The organism is Olegusella massiliensis, from assembly GCF_900078545.1.
Taxonomy (GTDB): domain Bacteria; phylum Actinomycetota; class Coriobacteriia; order Coriobacteriales; family Atopobiaceae; genus Olegusella; species Olegusella massiliensis.
In genome coordinates this window covers 1,499,211-1,514,949 of sequence record NZ_FLLS01000002.1, presented here as the reverse complement: position 1 = coordinate 1,514,949, position 15,739 = coordinate 1,499,211, and the positions used below count along the sequence as shown (strand labels likewise).

Genomic DNA, 15,739 nt, shown 5'->3' with positions numbered 1-15,739 from the left:
ACCTCCCCCGTGTTGTACTGTCGAGCGCAGGCATCTTCGTCCCGCATCAGCATGGACACGAGCTACTCCTCAAACTCATGAGACCGGCCAGCAAAAAAATCCGGACGATTGTTGAACCTATGCGGAAATGCAGCTTGTCTGGGTGCTGTTACTTAAGGTGTTTGATTACAAGGAAGAGGAATGGGAGCTGAAAGGAACCTACACACCCGTCATTCCCGCACCATTCAGATTTAGAGAAGAGAGAAAACTCCCTGATTGAAGACGCCTTTTATCACTCGTTGAACAAAGCTGGCAAGGGAGCATAGAGACTCTTTGATGGGAATATCGGGCTAATCTACCCAGATTTCATCAGCAGGGATAACGAGATGAGAATCATTGCCGATGCCAAGTACAAACCAATCGAAAACATCAGAAACCGTGATTACCTGCAGGTACTTGCCTATATGTTCTGGTTCGATGCCAAGGTCGGCTATTATTTGTATCCAGAGACATGTGCAACCAACGACCTGCTCCTTTGGATGAACAAGGGATCTACCTATGAGGCAGACGCCACGGCACGAGATAACGTCAGCGTTACCAAGCACGGATTAAAGATTCCGATTGGTGTACAAAGTTACGATACGTTTGTCCAGCAAATGAGAATCAGTAAGTGTGAGTTTCGAAAAGCATTCATTATTAAGTGAGGTAGAAAAGATGAGCGGTTTTTACATCAACTTCTATTTCAAGAATATCGAATATGACGACGGGTTTTACGGAGGCGAGTTTTCGTCTCCCGATTCTGATGTCTATTGCAAGTTCCTATATGATAGAAAAACGCAGGAGTTCATCAACATCTGGAATAACAGCAAGCCCATCGACGATATTCTTCCGATACCAATCTGGTGGCTCGATATGAGGCTCGAGGAGAACGGCGAGCTCCGTAAGAACGAAAGCAAAATCAGCTATTGAACCTTTTAACAATTCGTGATTTGGCGATTACAAGTTTACTTAGGAGACGGGCTTCTGGCTCACTTCCCATCTTTTACACCATTTTATGGACGTTACTTGCTTGAAGTGATCCGTGGCGTTTGGCAAGCAAAACCGCAACGAGGGAGGCCGTTTCCGACCTCCCTCGCTAAGGGAAAATCCCTATTCCCTATTTCCACTCTTTTACGCTCGTCTGCTGCTGTGCCACTCCAGTCGATTTCAGTTGGATCGTCGGTTTTAACCGCTTTGCACCGCATCCCCCATGTGCCGCCGCATGGACGTTTGGGACAAAACACGGGAAAACCCGCAAGCTATTTCGCAACCGCGCACCCGCAGTTTCGTTTTTGTCCCGGGGACAAAAGTGGCTTGCACACAATCCTCTTGCCAAGTTCAACCCCGTCGATCCAAGCTCCTACTTAAATTTCTCTACCAGCAGCTGCCCAATCGCGTTCATCATCGCCCTATACTTTTCGCTATCCTCGAAAAGACTGGTGAAAGAGTCCACATTCTCCGCATAAGCCCTGCGCGCCTCCGCGTCAAACACTTTGGGGAGCACGCTGGACTCGAACACACGACGCCCGTCGCGACGGATGGTATCAGCGACTTGCGGATTGTCGGCGATACGCTTCCACAGCGTATCGATTACCACACGGTCACCCTCGGTGAAGTTGCCTGCCCATTGCTCGTTGAACTTGTCAACAAGCACCTGCAGCGGATCGCGCTTCTTGTCGAGGGTAAAGTTCGTGGCGCCACCGCCGGGCTCGAGCACTCCCCCGCCGCCCGCGAGCGAGATACTCCCTTCGAACTCGCGCTTGAGCTTGTAGAAGCGCATCTCGACCTTGTCGTCAACGGCTTCGACGGGGATCTTTTCAGCATTGAGAAGATGACGCAAGTAGCTCAGGTACACGTACTCCTCATGCAGGTCGCGGTCGAACATGCGCACGATCTGGGTAATGTAGGCGTACCACTTGCAGAAGCTGCGCACCTTGCGGCGCACCTGGTAGCGTGCGTCATCGTCCAGCTCGTTGTAGTGCGCGACCGCCGGCCTCAAAACTGCCGCAAGCTTGCCCTGCATGTTGCTCTGCGACTTGTCCTTGCTATCGGTAAAGACTATCTTTGCCGCTGCCTCGATATCGGACTCACCATAAAGTCCATAGCCGCGGATGTCGGTCTGCACCTGATAGAGAAGATCAGTGTTGATCTGCTCGGAAAGCGAAGTCTCGGTATAGAAGCGCTCGAATGCCTTCTGGATATCCTCGGGCTTGTTGACGAAGTCGAGGATGTAGGTGTCCTCCTTATCCGGATGGATACGATTGACGCGGCAGAGCGTTTGGACAGCCTTCACGTCCTTAAGCTTTTTGTCCACCACCAGCGTATGCAGCAGAGGCTCATCGAAACCCGTCTGGTACTTCTCAGCAACCACGAGGACATCACCGTAGTTGTGGAACTCGGCCTTCGTCTGACTCTCAGCGACGCGCTGGCCATCGTGCCCGACATTGAGTGACGGTTCAGTGTACTCGGGACCGTCGGGGCCGTCCGCAGGGTCACTGATGCTGCCCGAAAATGCCACCAGCACCTCGATGTCGTCGTAGCCCTTCTTCTGCATATAGCGCTTAATCTCGTGGTAGTAGCGTACCGTCGCAAGGCGCGACGCCGTGACCACCATCATCTTGCCCTTGCCGCGAATCTTGGTACGTGTCACGTTGCGGAACGTCTCCACAATGATCTCGGCTTTTTGGCCGAGGGCATAGGGATGCAGCTCCTTGTACTTGCGGAGCAACTTGAGCGTGGGGCTACTCGGAACATCTGGGTTGTCCGGAACCGTACGCGCAAGCTCGACGGCTTCCGAATAGCTCACGTAGTTGGCGAGGGGGTCCATGATGAAACCTTCTTCGATTGCCTGGCGCATCGAATAGATATGGAATGGATGGAAGGACCCATCGGGCCACTCATCGCCAAACATTTCAAGCGTCTGCTCCTTCGGCGTAGCGGTAAAGGCCACAAAGGTCAGGTTCCGGTGGCGGCCATGGCTCGCGAGTTCACGGGCGAGCTCGTCCTCCCAATCGGCGGCGGCGTCCTCAGCTTCTGCTTCGATTTCGGCGTATTCTTCCAAAGCATCACGCTTGTCAGCAAGGGCGCTTTTGAGCTTGAGTGCACTCGTTCCCGTCTGGGACGAATGAGCTTCATCGACGATAATGGCGAAGCGCCTGCCCTTGCTCTCAACCTGCTCGTAGATCACGGGAAACTTCTGCAGGGTCGAGACGATGAGGCGGGACCCGCCGTTTATGGCATCGCGCAGGTCTGCCGAGGTCTTGTCCTTGCCGATGGTCACAACCGATCCGATGGCGTGGTCGAAGCCCGAGATGGTCTTCTGCAGCTGGCTGTCGAGCACGCGGCGGTCGGTGACGACGACCACAGAATCGAACAGCGGTTCATTGTCCACAAAGAGGGACGCCAGGCGATAGGCCGTCCAGGCGATGCTGTTAGACTTGCCCGAGCCCGCCGAATGCTGCACGAGGTAGTTCTTGCCCGTCCCGTTCGTGCGCACATCGGCGATAACCTTGCGCACGGAGTCGAGCTGGTGATAGCGCGGGAAGATGATACGTTTCTTTTTGCGCTTCACCTCGCGCCCACGTGCGTCGAGTTCCGTCTCTTCCTTGACTTCCAGGTGGAGGAACTTGTTGATGATGTCGAGCAGGCTGTCCTTCTGCAAGGCAACCTCCCATAAGTGGTGCGTGGCGTAACCGTCCGGGTTTGCGGGATTGCCCGCGCCGCCGTCGTTTCCCGCCCCAGCGGAGCCCTGGTTAAAGGGCAAAAAAATCGTCTTCGCACTCTCCAGTTTCGTGGTCATGTAGACGTTCTCGAGGTCGACAGCGAAAAACGCTACTATGCGCGTGTTGAACTTGAGGCAGCGGCACCGCGGGTCACGGTCCTCGCGCCACTGGCGCATGGCGTTCTCGACGTCCTGGCCGGTAAACTGGTCCTTGAGCTCTATACCCACTAAGGGGATGCCGTTCACGTCCAAGACCATGTCGATGGTCTGGTTGCCTGCCTCGGCAAAGTGAAACTGGCGGATGCAGCGGCAGACGTTTTTGGCGTAACGGGCAGCAGCGCTTTCGTTGAGGCTGCTCTCCGGCTTGAAAAACAACACCTTAAACGAGATGCCCCGATGCTTGAAGCCGTGCTTGAGAACCGCGACCATACCCAAGCGATTGACAGCGTCGTTGAAAACCTTGACAAACTTTGCCGTGGGGTCGGAGTTACACATGCGCTCGAAGCGCTCCCATGCCTTGGGCTGCGTCGTCTGGATAAAGTTGACTAGGGTGGTGGCGTCGAGCGCGCGGTCGCGGTACTCCATGTAGCCACCGCCGACCATCTGATAGCTGCCGTCCTCGATATAAAGGAACGAGTATCTGTCATCACATTTAAGGAAGCCGCCCGCAGATGAGCAGAGAAACGCCTCGATATCCCCTTCGAGATTATGCTCCTTGGCCTCGATCGTCATAGGGTCTCATTCCCTTCCAGTAACGTCTTTAGATCGTCGATAGGCGGAAGTGCATCGAGCAGCTCACTCGACATCTCCTCCGAGGTTTTATACGTAGCTACGCCCATGGGCTTGTTGTAGTCCTGGATGACATAATCAACAAATGCCTTACTCATGTCTTTACAGAGCACCAGGCCAATGGAGGGATTTTCATGCTCGCGGCGCTCAAAGTCATCCAGCACCCGCAGATATCCGGACAGCTGGCCTAGGTAGGCGGTCTTGAATGGCCCGCGCTTGAGCTCGACGGCCACAAGACAGTTGAGGTCGCGGTTGAAGAACAGCAAATCGATGTACTGATCCACCCCGAAGGCGTCAAGATGGAATTGGTTGCCCACGAACGAGAAACCCCGCCCAAATGTCATGATGAACTGCTTGATGTTCTGGACGATGCCCTGCTCGAGCACGCGCTCGTCAACGTCCTCAGCATCGCGTACACCGAGCTCTTCCACGTTGATGAAGTCGAGCAGGTATTCGTCCTTGAAGGTGTTGATGGCACGCAGGGCCTGCTGGCTCTTGGGCAGCGTGGCGAGGTAGTTGTTTGGGGCCTTGCCCTGGTGATAGAAATCGTCAGCTTTAATCGAATGCTTGAGGGCATCGACGCTCAGATGCTCCGAGGCGCACTTGCGGATGTAGAAGAGGCGCTCGTCGAGAGTCTTTGCCAGCGAGAGAATCCAACGATGATGGGTGAATCCGATAGACAGGAACTCATTCAGCGGGAAAGCCCCAGATTCTGGAACTTGTAAGTTCCAAGTTTCAGCTGCATCGTCAATCGCCAATTCGGCACTTGCAAGTTCCAAATTAGGCAGCCCGTCTAGCCTATCGCACCACTCCGAGTAGAACGTCCGCATGAAGCGGAGGTTCCTGCCAGAAAAGCCGCGAAGACCGGGCAAATCCCTTTGAAGGCGCTCGCCTATTGCATCGAGGGCTCCCGAGCCCCACTGTTGTTGCTCGCTCAGGCACGCAAGGTATCCACCCACCGCATAGTACAGCTGCAGCTGCTGGGCGTTTGCATCCTTGGCCGCAACATACTGCGCCTGTAAAATCGCCGTCTTTATGACTTCGACTACCTTGTTGTACCCATTGATTTCAGACGCCATGGCTATACCTCCCGTTTGCCAGTAACAGTCTCGTAAATGAGCGACTGCTTGTACGCCTTGAGGTCGGCAATGATAGCCTGCTTGGCAGCGATGGCGGTGTCGATTTGGGAGCACTTCTCGTCTAGGTAGTCCGCGATGCGACCACGATCGACATTACCGGGCCACGGCAGCTTTATATATTTGGCCTCCTGCCACTTGAGGCCCTGACGGACGCCAGCGCCCATGCCGTAGAAGCCTTTACGCAGGTCGTAGGCGTGCAGGGCGTAGTACAGGAACCTCGAGCAGGACGGATCAAACGGCCGCACGGTCACGTAGGCAGATGTGATGATGCCGCGCTCAGTAACCCTGCCGACCCTCAGGCTTTTCTGGTCGTTTTGCAGATCGGTAAACCTGAAAACGATGTCATCGGGCTCGATGATGTTGTAGGTCTCGAAGCTAGCTGGCAGCAGGCCATCGGTGGCATAGATGTCGCGCCTCTTAATCTTGCCGTAGCTCAGACTGAGGAGATTCGACTCAACCATGCCCTTGTTGGGGGTCTTGGTCTGGTCAGCGAGCTGTCCCACCTGGCGCAACCCCCATCCCACGGGCACTTCGCAGAGCCACTCGACGCCGCTATCCTTCATAGGAGCATCAGCGTCGAGACCCTTGGTAACCGCCCGATAGACTACCGAGTTCTTATATGCCTTGTATTCCTCAATGGTTTGCTCGGCGGCGGAGACAGCGCGGTCAATCTCGGCGCACTTCTCGTCCAGGTAGCCCGCGATGCGGCGCTGCTCGGGGAGAGGGGGCAAGGCAAACAGTAAATTGGCGATCTTCTTCCAGCTCAAGTTACACGAACGCACGCGAATGCCATCCGAGAGGGCCATGTAGACGTCGCGATAGGCCAATCCTCTCATGTAGTACATCAGGAAGCGCTTGTTCTGGTCCGAATCCATGACGTTGAGCACAGGCGAGGCCTTGCCGCGGGAGTCACTGATGCCAATGGAGCCCGCGAAGCCGTCCATCCCGTGGACAACAAGGTCACCAGGTTTGATCCCCTGATACCCAATCTCCTTGAGCGCAACGGTAAATCCATCAATTCTGCGATGCACTCGGAGGGTAACCTCCCCATCCCGGAAGCAGGTGATGACGCCGTCATCGTCCTCCACAGGACGCTGCAAAAGCACTAGAATACGCTTGCCTGGAACGACGCCCCACCCCGCTGGTACCTCGCCGAGCCACTCGACACCGCTATCCTTCATCTCCCGCATCGCTAACGCACCTCGCCAAAAAGCGCTTCGAGGCTGCGCTCAAGCGTCTTCTCGTGCTCGAGGATGCGTTTGGCGATTTCGTCGGCCGGTTCAAGCTCGGTGTACTTGTAGAACACGCGCGTGAACGGGATGGTGTAGCCCACCTTGGTCTTCTTCTTATCCACCCAGGCATGCTTGTTGTACGGGCACACCTCACGCTCGATGTAGGCGTCAATATCCTGCGTGAGCGGGATGTCCTCGGTATCTTCCTTCGCCTTGTCAGCCTGCATCTTTCCACGCTTGTTAAGGACGGGCTCTCCGTCCTCGTCGACGACGGGGGACTCCACAACCACACGGTTGAAACCAAACTCGACCGTCTGCATCAGGCGCGCTTCGACCGTAAGCTCCTGCCCGTTAGATCCGTCGCCCACCCAGGTGCCGTCGCGGTACTCGGAGTATGCCTGAACGATAAGGTCACGGGAGGATTTGGTGATGTCATTCTTCTTGTCGCCAATGCCCTTGCGACGCTTCTCGAAGCACTGAGAGGCATCGATGAGCAGCACATGATCACGATGTTCAGGCACCTTCGCTTTGCTGAAAAGCCATACGTAGGTGGCAATGCCGGTGTTGTAAAACGAGTCGCAAGGCAGCTGCACGATGGCGTCGAGGTAGTCATTCTCCAGCACGTAGCGGCGAATGCTGTCCTCGCCACTGCCAGGTTTACCCTTGTAGAGCGGACTCGCGTCCTGGATGATCGCCATCACACCATCGTCTTTGAGCTTGGCTAGACCATTGAGCACGAAGAGCATCTGGCCGTCACCCTTAGCCGGGAGCTTCTCCACAGGGAAGCGCCCGCCGCCAGCGGTCTTAAATTCCTTTTCCACCGCGGCAGCCTGCGGGTTCCACGGATCGCCGAATGGCGGGTTGGAGATGCAGTAGTCAAACTTGAAGCCCTCAAATTTGTCGGCGGAGAGGGTGTCGCCAAAGCGCATGTTGGCGTCGTCCTTGCCGCGGATGAGAGCGCTCGCCTTCGCAATGCCAAAGGTGAAGGGATTGAACTCCTGACCGTAGCAGGTCACGCGGGCCTCGGCGTCGAGCTGGCGCAGGCGCTCCTCGGTGCAGCCAAGCATCTGCGAGGTGCCCATAGCCTGGTCGTAGACCGTCTTGGTGATACGCTCGCCGTCAAAGACGTGCGGGTCCGCCTGGATAAGCAGGTCGGTCATGACATAGACGATGTCGCGGCTCGTGAAGTGTGCGCCGGCGTCCTCGTTGTAGGACTCAGAGAAGCGCTGGATGAGGTTCTCGAAGATATAGCCCATGTCTACCGCTTTAATCTTATCGGGAGTCATGTCTGCCTGGGGCTTACAAAAGTCGCAGACAACCTGGTAGAGCAGCGGGGCATCTGGATCAGAAAGGCGCTCGATCTGGTCGGAGAACTTCATTCGTGTCAGGATATCCTGCACGTTGTCCGAGAATCCGTTGAGGTAGTCCCTGAAGTTATCTTCGATGTTTTCCGGGTCTGCCTTGAGCTTCTCGAAGGTGAACTTCGAGGTGTTGTAGAACGGATAGCCGGAGGCATCGCGCAGAAAACCGTCCTTCACGGCAAGCGCCTTGTATTTTTCGGCAGCGGCGAGCACAGCATCGTGCGTGGGTGCAAGACAGTCGTGAAAGCGCTTGATAATGGTCATGGGAAGGATGACTAGGCCATACTCATGCGGCTTATAGGGCCCGCGCAAGGTATCGGCCGCAGCCCAGATGAGAGATGCCTTCTCCTGGATATTGGCGCCAACTGCCTTGATGAGCTTGTCGCTGTTGAGCATTACTATTTCTCCTTCTTGGATAGATACTCGATAAGGCTCATCTTCACCAACGACGTAAAGCTGATGCCGGAAAGAGCCGCGGCTTCCTTCGCCGCGTCGCGCATATTCTTAGGGATGCGAATGGTCACCGCGACGTTCTCGCCGTCCACAAGAAAGCTCTTGAGCTCGCTTGCCTTAGCCTCTCCATCAATTAGGTCGGCGTACTTCATGTGAACCTCCGCAATTGCATGATGCAATACAAATCTGGACTCAATTCTATCAGAGCGTACTATGCAAATGAGTAATTTTACGTCGCAGCTAGAACGGTAAATTCTCGCCGTTTGAGCCCAAAGATTCGTGTTTCATTTTGCCATGAGCCCAAAATAAGCCAAAAATATTTTGCCTTTTGTCTCACGCAAGCAACCGCAGCCAAGCATTAACAGGCAATTATTTGATGGCACTCCAGAATAATCTCATGTCTGTCCAATTTGGTTAAGTTTCTTATCTCCTCAGATATATGCCTTTATACATTGCTCTAATGGCTTGCGTATACTACGTACATCACAGCACACAACTGAATACCGCATGCAAATAAAAAATGAGGAAGCCGTTTCTGAGCTCGCCCACTCTCACGCGACGTGTCAGCTCGCCAACAACGAGCTGCACATCGGTTTCGCCCAGACTGTCGAGGTAGTCCGCGAAGTCATGGCATCGGGCTGCATTTTCACATACTAGGTTTTGCTGTTCTTGTCGACACCAAACCTGTTTGCCTGATCGTTTATGAGCTCGAAGATGGTCTGCCGGTTGCGAGGTGCATCGGGAGGTGTCCAAGCTGCTCGGTAGATTCTGCACTTAAAACAGCATTGAGGGTCTCTTGTAAAAGTACCCTAAAAGCACTGCCATTGTTTTCTCCCAAAAGTTGCAAAATCTCGTTCTGGCTCAGCATAATATTAAGTTGAGCCATGTGCGTACCTCTAAGCATTTGTAGTGATTTTACGATTACAAGTTTACTTAGGAGACGGGCCTCTGGCTCACTTCTCATCTTTCATGCCATTTTATGGACGTAACTGCCAAACGCCACGTTCTACTTCATGCCAGATGCCAAACGCCACGTTCTACTTCACTTTTTTAGCCAAAAGCCACGTTTCATTTCACGCAGAAAAAATTTACCTGCGGAAACGTCAGGCTCTTTGAAACGGAACGTGGCTTTTGACATTTTTTCTGAAACAGGACGTGGCTTTTGACAAGCAGGGTTGGTCTGCTTGAAATGATCCGTGGGGTTTGGCAAGCAAAGCTGGTCTGCTTGAAATGATCCATGGCGTTTGGCAAGCAAAACCGCAACGAGGGACGCTGTTTCCGACCTCCCTCGCAAAGGGTGCATACCTATTCCCACTCAATTGTGCCAACGGGCTTGGGGGTCAAGTCGTAGCATACACGGCATACGCCAGGCACTTCAGAAAGAATACGCGCGGTAATCTTCTTGAGTAAAGCCCAATTTAGCTCGGGCACCTCAGCTGTCATAGCATCTACCGTGTTGACGCAACGAATAATGACTGGCCAGTCAAAGGCGCGCTTGCCATCACGCACACCTGTGGCACGCATATCGGGCACCACCGTAAAGTACTGCCAAATCGCCCCCGCAAGACCAGCAGCTGCAATCTCATCGCGCAAAATCTTGTCACTTGCGCGCAGAGCCTCGAGGCGATCACGTGTAATCGCACCCAAGCAGCGTACACCCAAACCAGGACCAGGGAACGGCTGACGATAAACCATCTCATCAGGCAAGCCAAGGGCACTACCTACCACACGCACTTCATCCTTGTACAGATATTTCACAGGCTCTACCAGTTCAAAATCCATATCTTCAGGCAGACCACCCACATTATGATGAGCCTTAACACCTTTCTCGGACTCAATAATGTCAGGATAAATTGTTCCCTGCGCAAGGAAACCCACACCCGAAAGCTTAGCTGCTTCCTCAGCAAATACCTTAATAAATTCTCCACCGATAATCTTGCGCTTAGCTTCAGGTTCCTCAACACCCTCAAGCAAGCTCAAAAAACGGTCAGTAGCGTCAACATACACTAGATTTGCGTCCAACTGATTCTTGAACACCTCAATGACCTGCTCGGACTCCCCCGCACGCATCAAACCATGATTCACATGCACACATACGAGCTGCTTGCCAATAGCGCGCACAAGCAGAGCTGCCACAACAGAAGAGTCAACGCCACCAGACAGGGCGAGCAGAACTTTGCCATCCCCTACCTGCGCGCGAACCGCCTCGACTTGCTGGGCAATAAAAGCCTCAGCAAGATCCGCCGTGCTAATACGAGCCATATCCTCTGGACGCTTGTCAACCATGTGACACCCCTTCTTGTTGCATGTCATGTTACTTGCACCACAAACTCTTTAGTGTAGGTAAATCGTAGCGGAAAGATACGCTAACGGGGCAGACTAATCTTAGGTATCACGTCGAGACATACTTTGTGTGATACTGTTTTTGCGAGCGAGAAAAGTTGTGGAAGAGCCACAACTACTATCCGCCCTAGAGAGGAGTTCAACATGGCACAAAATATTTATGACTTTACCGTCACCAAGCCCGACGGCAGCACCCAAAGTCTTGCCGACTACAAAGGCAAGCTTTTATTGGTAGTCAATACCGCCACTGGTTGCGGTTTTACCCCTCAGTATGAGGACCTCGAGCGAATTTATCGCGAGTACAAGGCACAGGATTTTGAAATCCTTGACTTTCCTTGCAATCAGTTCCGTAACCAAGCGCCTGGCACCGATGAGGAGATTCGCCAATTCTGCCAGCTAAAATTTGGCGCGGATTTTCCTCAGTATAAAAAGCTCGAAGTCAACGGTGATGGTGCAGACCCGCTCTTTGTGTGGCTTGCCACCGAAAAGCCTTTCCAGGGCTGGGGCAAAAGTGTCAAAGCCTTGGCAATGAAGCCTTTTGGCGCAAGCATCGATCAGGAATTTGGCGAAAAGGCCTACGTCAAGTGGAACTTCACTAAGTGGCTTGTTGACCGCGAAGGCAATATTGTTGCTCGTTTTGAGCCTACCGTATCTATGGACAAGGTTGAGGCTGCAATCAAAGCTGCCCTATAAGCAAAAATTGAGTAACTAGGCACACCGCTCAGCTGCTGTATATGACCCTATTTGAGTCTCTCATGCTGCTGGGCGGTCGTTTTTTGCCTTCAATATTTCCTCTCACTCGATTAACTTAACTGTTTATACCTATCGAGGTCGGAAACTTCGCCATCATGGTTCATAATGAGCGCATTAGTGCATGCGAGGCGCAATTGCGCACATGGGAGTAGATATGGCTTTGTGGGAAAAAATTCTTGACTTTGGCGATCCTTATGCTGAGCAAAACCAGTTCACGGATGAGACAAGTGGAGCAAAATTTGCTGAGGTAATCTACGGTGGCCGCAATGCTGACGATGAGCCCTGCAAGCCCGCAGATGACCCCAAAGGTGTTGGTCGTTGGGTTGGAATTGAACGTGATGGTGGCTATGAGCTGCTATTTTGGAAGCATGACCGCAAATCGGGCGGCAAAACCGAATATGGTTTTGGCATTACCGGAGACCCCCTCAAACAGCTCCATGAAGTATTGGACAAGAAGGCCGCGTTAGTCAAAAAGGCCGAGGCTTTGCTTGCTGACGAAAAACGTGACGGAGCTGCCCTGCGCAAAATGAACGCCTTGATGGACGAATGGAAGGCCGTCCATGGCTTTTCTACTCCACGCGAAGACGAGATGTGGAACGCATTTCAAGCCGCACGCACAAAGTTCCGCGAAGAGCGCCATGCCGTTATGCAATCTATGGCCAAAGCCAAAGAAGAACTGGCACAGAAAGCCGAAGCCGTCGCTGAAGCTAAGGATTTTCGCAATGGTAGCGCACAGATGCGCGAGCTGATGGATCAGTGGCGCAAACTGAGCTCTGCGGGTCGTCAGGCCGACGAGGTGCTTTGGACTCGCTTTAATGGGGCTCGTCAGACATTTTTTGACGCACAGCGTGAAAACTACAAACGCCGCCAAGCAAAAATTGCTGAGAACGCCACAGCAAAAGAAGGTCTCATCAAACGCGCACAGGAGCTCAGCGATGCCAAAGATTATTCGCGTGAGGCCACTTCGGCTATGCGCGCTCTTGGTGATGCGTGGAAAGCTACGGGTTTTGCCGGCAAAGAAGTAAACGACCAGCTGTGGGAGCGCTTCCGTTTAGCTCAAAACCCCTTCTGGGACGAGCGCAAAAAATACAATGAGCGTCGTCATGCTGAGTGGGAACAACGCCACGCCGCGTGGTGCGAGCGTATGGAAGGCGTCCTTGCAGCAAAGCAGCGCACCCTCGACAAGCTTGAGGAGCAGGTCGACGTTTTGGAATACCAGATCAAGACCACCGATGATGATGACCGTCGTCGTGATTTGACGAAACGCTTAGAAGACTACCAGCACGACATTGCAGATATCGAACATGATATGGCAGACATCCGCCACAAGATGAAACGTTAGGCTCTAAGGTTTTTACAGCTACTATACGCAACACCCCAGACGTCTTGTGAGTTTCCACATCACAAGACGTCTTATCAAACAGATAGGATGGCGATTTTTATGGCCAAGTACAGCAGCTCTCATAGCAAGCGTGCGTATGTAAATGGCGTCATTCTTGATGGCACCAAAGATATGAGCGCTCAAACGGGCAAAGCGGTGCTTGTTGAGGGCGATACCATTGTAGCCATAAGCGAGCAAATCTCTGATTTGTCTGGATATGAAATCATTGATTTGGACGGGGGCTACCTTCTACCTGGCCTTATCAATATGCATGTGCATCTTGCAGGCAACGGCAAGCCCCAAAAGAAGCAGCGTGACGCATCCGCACTGGTAGACAAACTCTTTTCCAATCCTATTAGCGCAGCTATTGCCCATGCGCTCGTGCGCTCCTATGCAAAAATTGAACTGATGAGCGGAGTAACTACCATACGTACCGTCGGCGGCCTCCGTGATTTGGATACGCGCGTACGTGATGAAATTGCTTGTGGCAATCAGTTGGGGCCACGCATCATTGCAGCAAACGAAGGCATTTCAGTACCTGGTGGTCATATGGCAGGCTCAGTCGCAATAGCTGCTGAAAGCTCCGATGCGGCATGTGCTTTGGTTCACAAGGCTCAAGCCCAAAACGTTGACTTAATTAAGCTGATGATTACCGGTGGCGTACTTGATGCAAAGGCAAAAGGTGTGCCAGGCGAGCTCAAGATGCCTCCCGAGATGGTAAAGGCTACCTGTGATGAAGCACATGCCTGTGGCTACCTTGTTGCAGCACATGTTGAATCCACTGAAGGCGTCAAGGTTGCTCTCGAAAATGGTGTTGACTCTATTGAACACGGTGCCGAACCCACCGATGAGATTATTCAGCTATTTAAGGATCGTGGTGCCTTCCTGACATGCACTATTTCACCCGCTCTTTCCTATGCCCTTTTTGATCGCAGCATATCTGGTGCCTCAGAGATAGAGCAGTTCAACGGCAAGATGGTCTTTGACGGCATTATCTCTTGTGCAAAGGCAGCCTTAGCTCATGACATTCCTGTCGCCCTCGGCAACGATGTGGGGTGTCCTTGGGTTTCCCAATATGACTTCTGGCGCGAGCTGGTCTACTTCCACAAGATGGTTGGTGTCTCTGAAAAATTTACTCTCTATACGGCCACCTTGCGTAATGCTGAACTGGCAGGTATTGGGGATACAACTGGCTCTATCGAGGTAGGCAAATGTGCTGACATGATTGTCTGCTCCAAAAATCCTCTTGAAGACCTCAGCGCGCTGAGGGATATCGAAATGGTTGTAACACGAGGGTATGTGGTGAAACATCCACATGTCATGCGCAAAAAAATACTTGACCGTGAGCTCGACAAATTCTTGTAGGACTACATACATGGACAAGCCCCAAGACCCTACCGACAAAAGCAAGCGACTCTTTATTGCCATCTGGCCTCATGAAGCAGTACGTCGTGCGCTGATAGCCACCCAAGCTGACCTCAGCTCACTCATTGCGCATCCCAAACCGAGCTCCAAACGCAATCTACATTTGACCCTCGCCTTTTTGGGCGAGTGCACCGCTTTGCAGGAAACCGCTGCCAAACGCGCTATAGCTCGCTGCGCACAGAGTACCTTGCCATTTGAGCTCAAGCTGGCATCTCTTGGTTGTTTTGAGAAACGCCATGGTGGAGCGATTGTTTGGCGAGGTTTAGACGGCGATCTGGATAGCCTACATGCGCTCCATGCACGACTTTGCACAGAGCTTGTCGCAGAGGGATTGGGCGATTTTCAAAGCAGTAGCTTTGGTATCTATATCCCCCATATCAGTCTTTTCCGTGGTGCTCGTCTTTCGCAAAACTCTAAGGCCGCAGGCTTGGCAGAAGCTTTGGCCGCACAATCTCAAAAACACGACAGCGATATACGTTGGGCAGCCCAGTGGCAAGCCTCCTCACTTTCACTGGTTTGGAGCCATCGTGAGAGTAAAGACGGACCTCTGCTCTATGATGAAATCGCTCATGCTGAGTATTCGGCAAAAGAATCGCCCATCTTATCTCGCGACGTCAATGCCACAAAGACGACGCACCCTCGTACGATATTTATTGATGCTGATGCCTGCCCTGTCATTCGTGAGACCCTTTCTTGCGCACGTAAACAGGGCATTCCCGTTGTCATTGCAGGTAATACCACTCAAAACCTTGAACGCCATATTCAGACTGACGATCCTCGTAGCCCAAGGCAGGCAAAGAATGGCTTTTGGGTAGAGGTGCTCAACGTGAGTATTGGCGCCGACAGCGCTGACTTTGCCATCGTGGAGCAACTTGCGCCAAAAGACCTTGTAGTGACCCAGGATATCGGCCTTGCAGGGATGGCGCTCGGCCGCGGCGCGCTTGCAATAGGAGTACGCGGTTACATCTATCACAAAGAAACTATCGATTTTGACTTGATGCTACGTCACGAAGAAAAGAAAGTTCGCCGTACAGGAGGCCGAACAAAAGGACCCGCTCCTTTTACTTCTGAAGACCGCAAGCGCTTCGTGGCAAAGCTTAGGTATCTGCTCACACAAAACTAGT

At 52.9% G+C, this 15,739-nt stretch carries 14 protein-coding genes; 6 read left to right on the top strand and 8 right to left on the bottom strand.

Annotated features, from left to right (window positions below; genetic code table 11):
* The first annotated feature begins 365 nt into the window (after positions 1 to 365).
* Together BN4314_RS06885 and BN4314_RS06880 are read left to right on the top strand one after the other, a co-directional pair.
* The gene (locus BN4314_RS06885; RefSeq protein WP_187369560.1) at positions 366 to 683 is read left to right on the top strand and encodes a hypothetical protein; all 318 of its coding nucleotides are present in this window, start codon (positions 366 to 368) and stop codon (positions 681 to 683) included.
* 10 nt (positions 684 to 693) lie between these two features.
* Positions 694 to 948, top strand: a complete 255-nt coding sequence (locus BN4314_RS06880; RefSeq protein WP_068540475.1) for a hypothetical protein — start codon at positions 694 to 696, stop codon at positions 946 to 948.
* 430 nt (positions 949 to 1,378) lie between these two features.
* Here BN4314_RS06880 and BN4314_RS06875 read toward each other — a convergent pair whose 3' ends face one another.
* The 8 genes from BN4314_RS06875 to guaA all read right to left on the bottom strand — a co-directional run bounded on the left by BN4314_RS06875 (position 1,379) and on the right by guaA (position 11,026).
* Positions 1,379 to 4,471 carry a type I restriction endonuclease subunit R gene (locus tag BN4314_RS06875; protein WP_068540473.1) on the bottom strand — a complete coding sequence of 1,031 codons (3,093 nt, stop codon included), beginning with the start codon at positions 4,469 to 4,471 and terminating at the stop codon, positions 1,379 to 1,381.
* Positions 4,468 to 5,607: a PDDEXK nuclease domain-containing protein gene (locus BN4314_RS06870; RefSeq protein WP_068540471.1), complete on the bottom strand. Its 1,140-nt coding sequence runs from the start codon at positions 5,605 to 5,607 to the stop codon at positions 4,468 to 4,470. The genes BN4314_RS06875 and BN4314_RS06870 overlap by 4 nt, the downstream gene beginning before the upstream one ends.
* 2 nt (positions 5,608 to 5,609) lie before the next feature.
* Positions 5,610 to 6,857 carry a restriction endonuclease subunit S domain-containing protein gene (locus tag BN4314_RS06865; protein WP_082911216.1) on the bottom strand — a complete coding sequence of 416 codons (1,248 nt, stop codon included), beginning with the start codon at positions 6,855 to 6,857 and terminating at the stop codon, positions 5,610 to 5,612.
* 2 nt (positions 6,858 to 6,859) lie between these two features.
* On the bottom strand, positions 6,860 to 8,656 hold the full coding sequence (locus BN4314_RS06860; RefSeq protein WP_068540469.1) for a type I restriction-modification system subunit M: 1,797 nt from the start codon (positions 8,654 to 8,656) through the stop codon (positions 6,860 to 6,862).
* Positions 8,657 to 8,658: 2 nt separating this feature from the next.
* Positions 8,659 to 8,865, bottom strand: coding sequence for a hypothetical protein (locus BN4314_RS06855; protein WP_021735392.1), 207 nt, complete (start codon positions 8,863 to 8,865; stop codon positions 8,659 to 8,661).
* 548 nt (positions 8,866 to 9,413) lie between these two features.
* A complete protein-coding gene (locus BN4314_RS06850; RefSeq protein WP_068540467.1) occupies positions 9,414 to 9,599 on the bottom strand; it encodes a hypothetical protein in 186 nt (61 codons plus the stop codon).
* A 156-nt stretch (positions 9,600 to 9,755) separates the two neighbouring features.
* Entirely contained in the window at positions 9,756 to 9,968 is a 213-nt protein-coding gene (locus BN4314_RS06845; RefSeq protein ID WP_148424878.1) for a hypothetical protein, read from the bottom strand.
* A 50-nt stretch (positions 9,969 to 10,018) separates the two neighbouring features.
* Positions 10,019 to 11,026, bottom strand: coding sequence for a glutamine-hydrolyzing GMP synthase (guaA, locus tag BN4314_RS06840; protein WP_082911215.1), 1,008 nt, complete (start codon positions 11,024 to 11,026; stop codon positions 10,019 to 10,021).
* Positions 11,027 to 11,200: 174 nt separating this feature from the next.
* On the opposite strand from guaA, the gene BN4314_RS06835 reads away from it, so the two are divergent.
* The 4 genes from BN4314_RS06835 to thpR all read left to right on the top strand — a co-directional run bounded on the left by BN4314_RS06835 (position 11,201) and on the right by thpR (position 15,738).
* Positions 11,201 to 11,749: a glutathione peroxidase gene (locus BN4314_RS06835; RefSeq protein ID WP_068540463.1), complete on the top strand. Its 549-nt coding sequence runs from the start codon at positions 11,201 to 11,203 to the stop codon at positions 11,747 to 11,749.
* A gap of 202 nt (positions 11,750 to 11,951) precedes the next feature.
* A complete protein-coding gene (locus tag BN4314_RS06830; RefSeq protein WP_187369559.1) occupies positions 11,952 to 13,151 on the top strand; it encodes a DUF349 domain-containing protein in 1,200 nt (399 codons plus the stop codon).
* Positions 13,152 to 13,238: 87 nt separating this feature from the next.
* Positions 13,239 to 14,555, top strand: coding sequence for an amidohydrolase family protein (locus tag BN4314_RS06825; protein WP_232309733.1), 1,317 nt, complete (start codon positions 13,239 to 13,241; stop codon positions 14,553 to 14,555).
* A 10-nt stretch (positions 14,556 to 14,565) separates the two neighbouring features.
* The gene (gene thpR, locus BN4314_RS08025; RefSeq protein ID WP_187369558.1) at positions 14,566 to 15,738 is read left to right on the top strand and encodes an RNA 2',3'-cyclic phosphodiesterase; all 1,173 of its coding nucleotides are present in this window, start codon (positions 14,566 to 14,568) and stop codon (positions 15,736 to 15,738) included.
* Position 15,739 lies beyond the last annotated feature (1 nt).

Coding starts and splice junctions, on each gene's coding strand:
- BN4314_RS06885 (WP_187369560.1), top strand. CDS start 366: ATGAGAATCATTGCCGATGCCAAGTACAAACCAATCGAAAACATCAGA.
- BN4314_RS06880 (WP_068540475.1), top strand. CDS start 694: ATGAGCGGTTTTTACATCAACTTCTATTTCAAGAATATCGAATATGAC.
- BN4314_RS06875 (WP_068540473.1), bottom strand. CDS start 4,471: ATGACGATCGAGGCCAAGGAGCATAATCTCGAAGGGGATATCGAGGCG.
- BN4314_RS06870 (WP_068540471.1), bottom strand. CDS start 5,607: ATGGCGTCTGAAATCAATGGGTACAACAAGGTAGTCGAAGTCATAAAG.
- BN4314_RS06865 (WP_082911216.1), bottom strand. CDS start 6,857: ATGCGGGAGATGAAGGATAGCGGTGTCGAGTGGCTCGGCGAGGTACCA.
- BN4314_RS06860 (WP_068540469.1), bottom strand. CDS start 8,656: ATGCTCAACAGCGACAAGCTCATCAAGGCAGTTGGCGCCAATATCCAG.
- BN4314_RS06855 (WP_021735392.1), bottom strand. CDS start 8,865: ATGAAGTACGCCGACCTAATTGATGGAGAGGCTAAGGCAAGCGAGCTC.
- BN4314_RS06850 (WP_068540467.1), bottom strand. CDS start 9,599: ATGGCTCAACTTAATATTATGCTGAGCCAGAACGAGATTTTGCAACTT.
- guaA (WP_082911215.1), bottom strand. CDS start 11,026: ATGACATGCAACAAGAAGGGGTGTCACATGGTTGACAAGCGTCCAGAG.
- BN4314_RS06835 (WP_068540463.1), top strand. CDS start 11,201: ATGGCACAAAATATTTATGACTTTACCGTCACCAAGCCCGACGGCAGC.
- BN4314_RS06830 (WP_187369559.1), top strand. CDS start 11,952: ATGGGAGTAGATATGGCTTTGTGGGAAAAAATTCTTGACTTTGGCGAT.
- BN4314_RS06825 (WP_232309733.1), top strand. CDS start 13,239: ATGGCGATTTTTATGGCCAAGTACAGCAGCTCTCATAGCAAGCGTGCG.
- thpR (WP_187369558.1), top strand. CDS start 14,566: ATGGACAAGCCCCAAGACCCTACCGACAAAAGCAAGCGACTCTTTATT.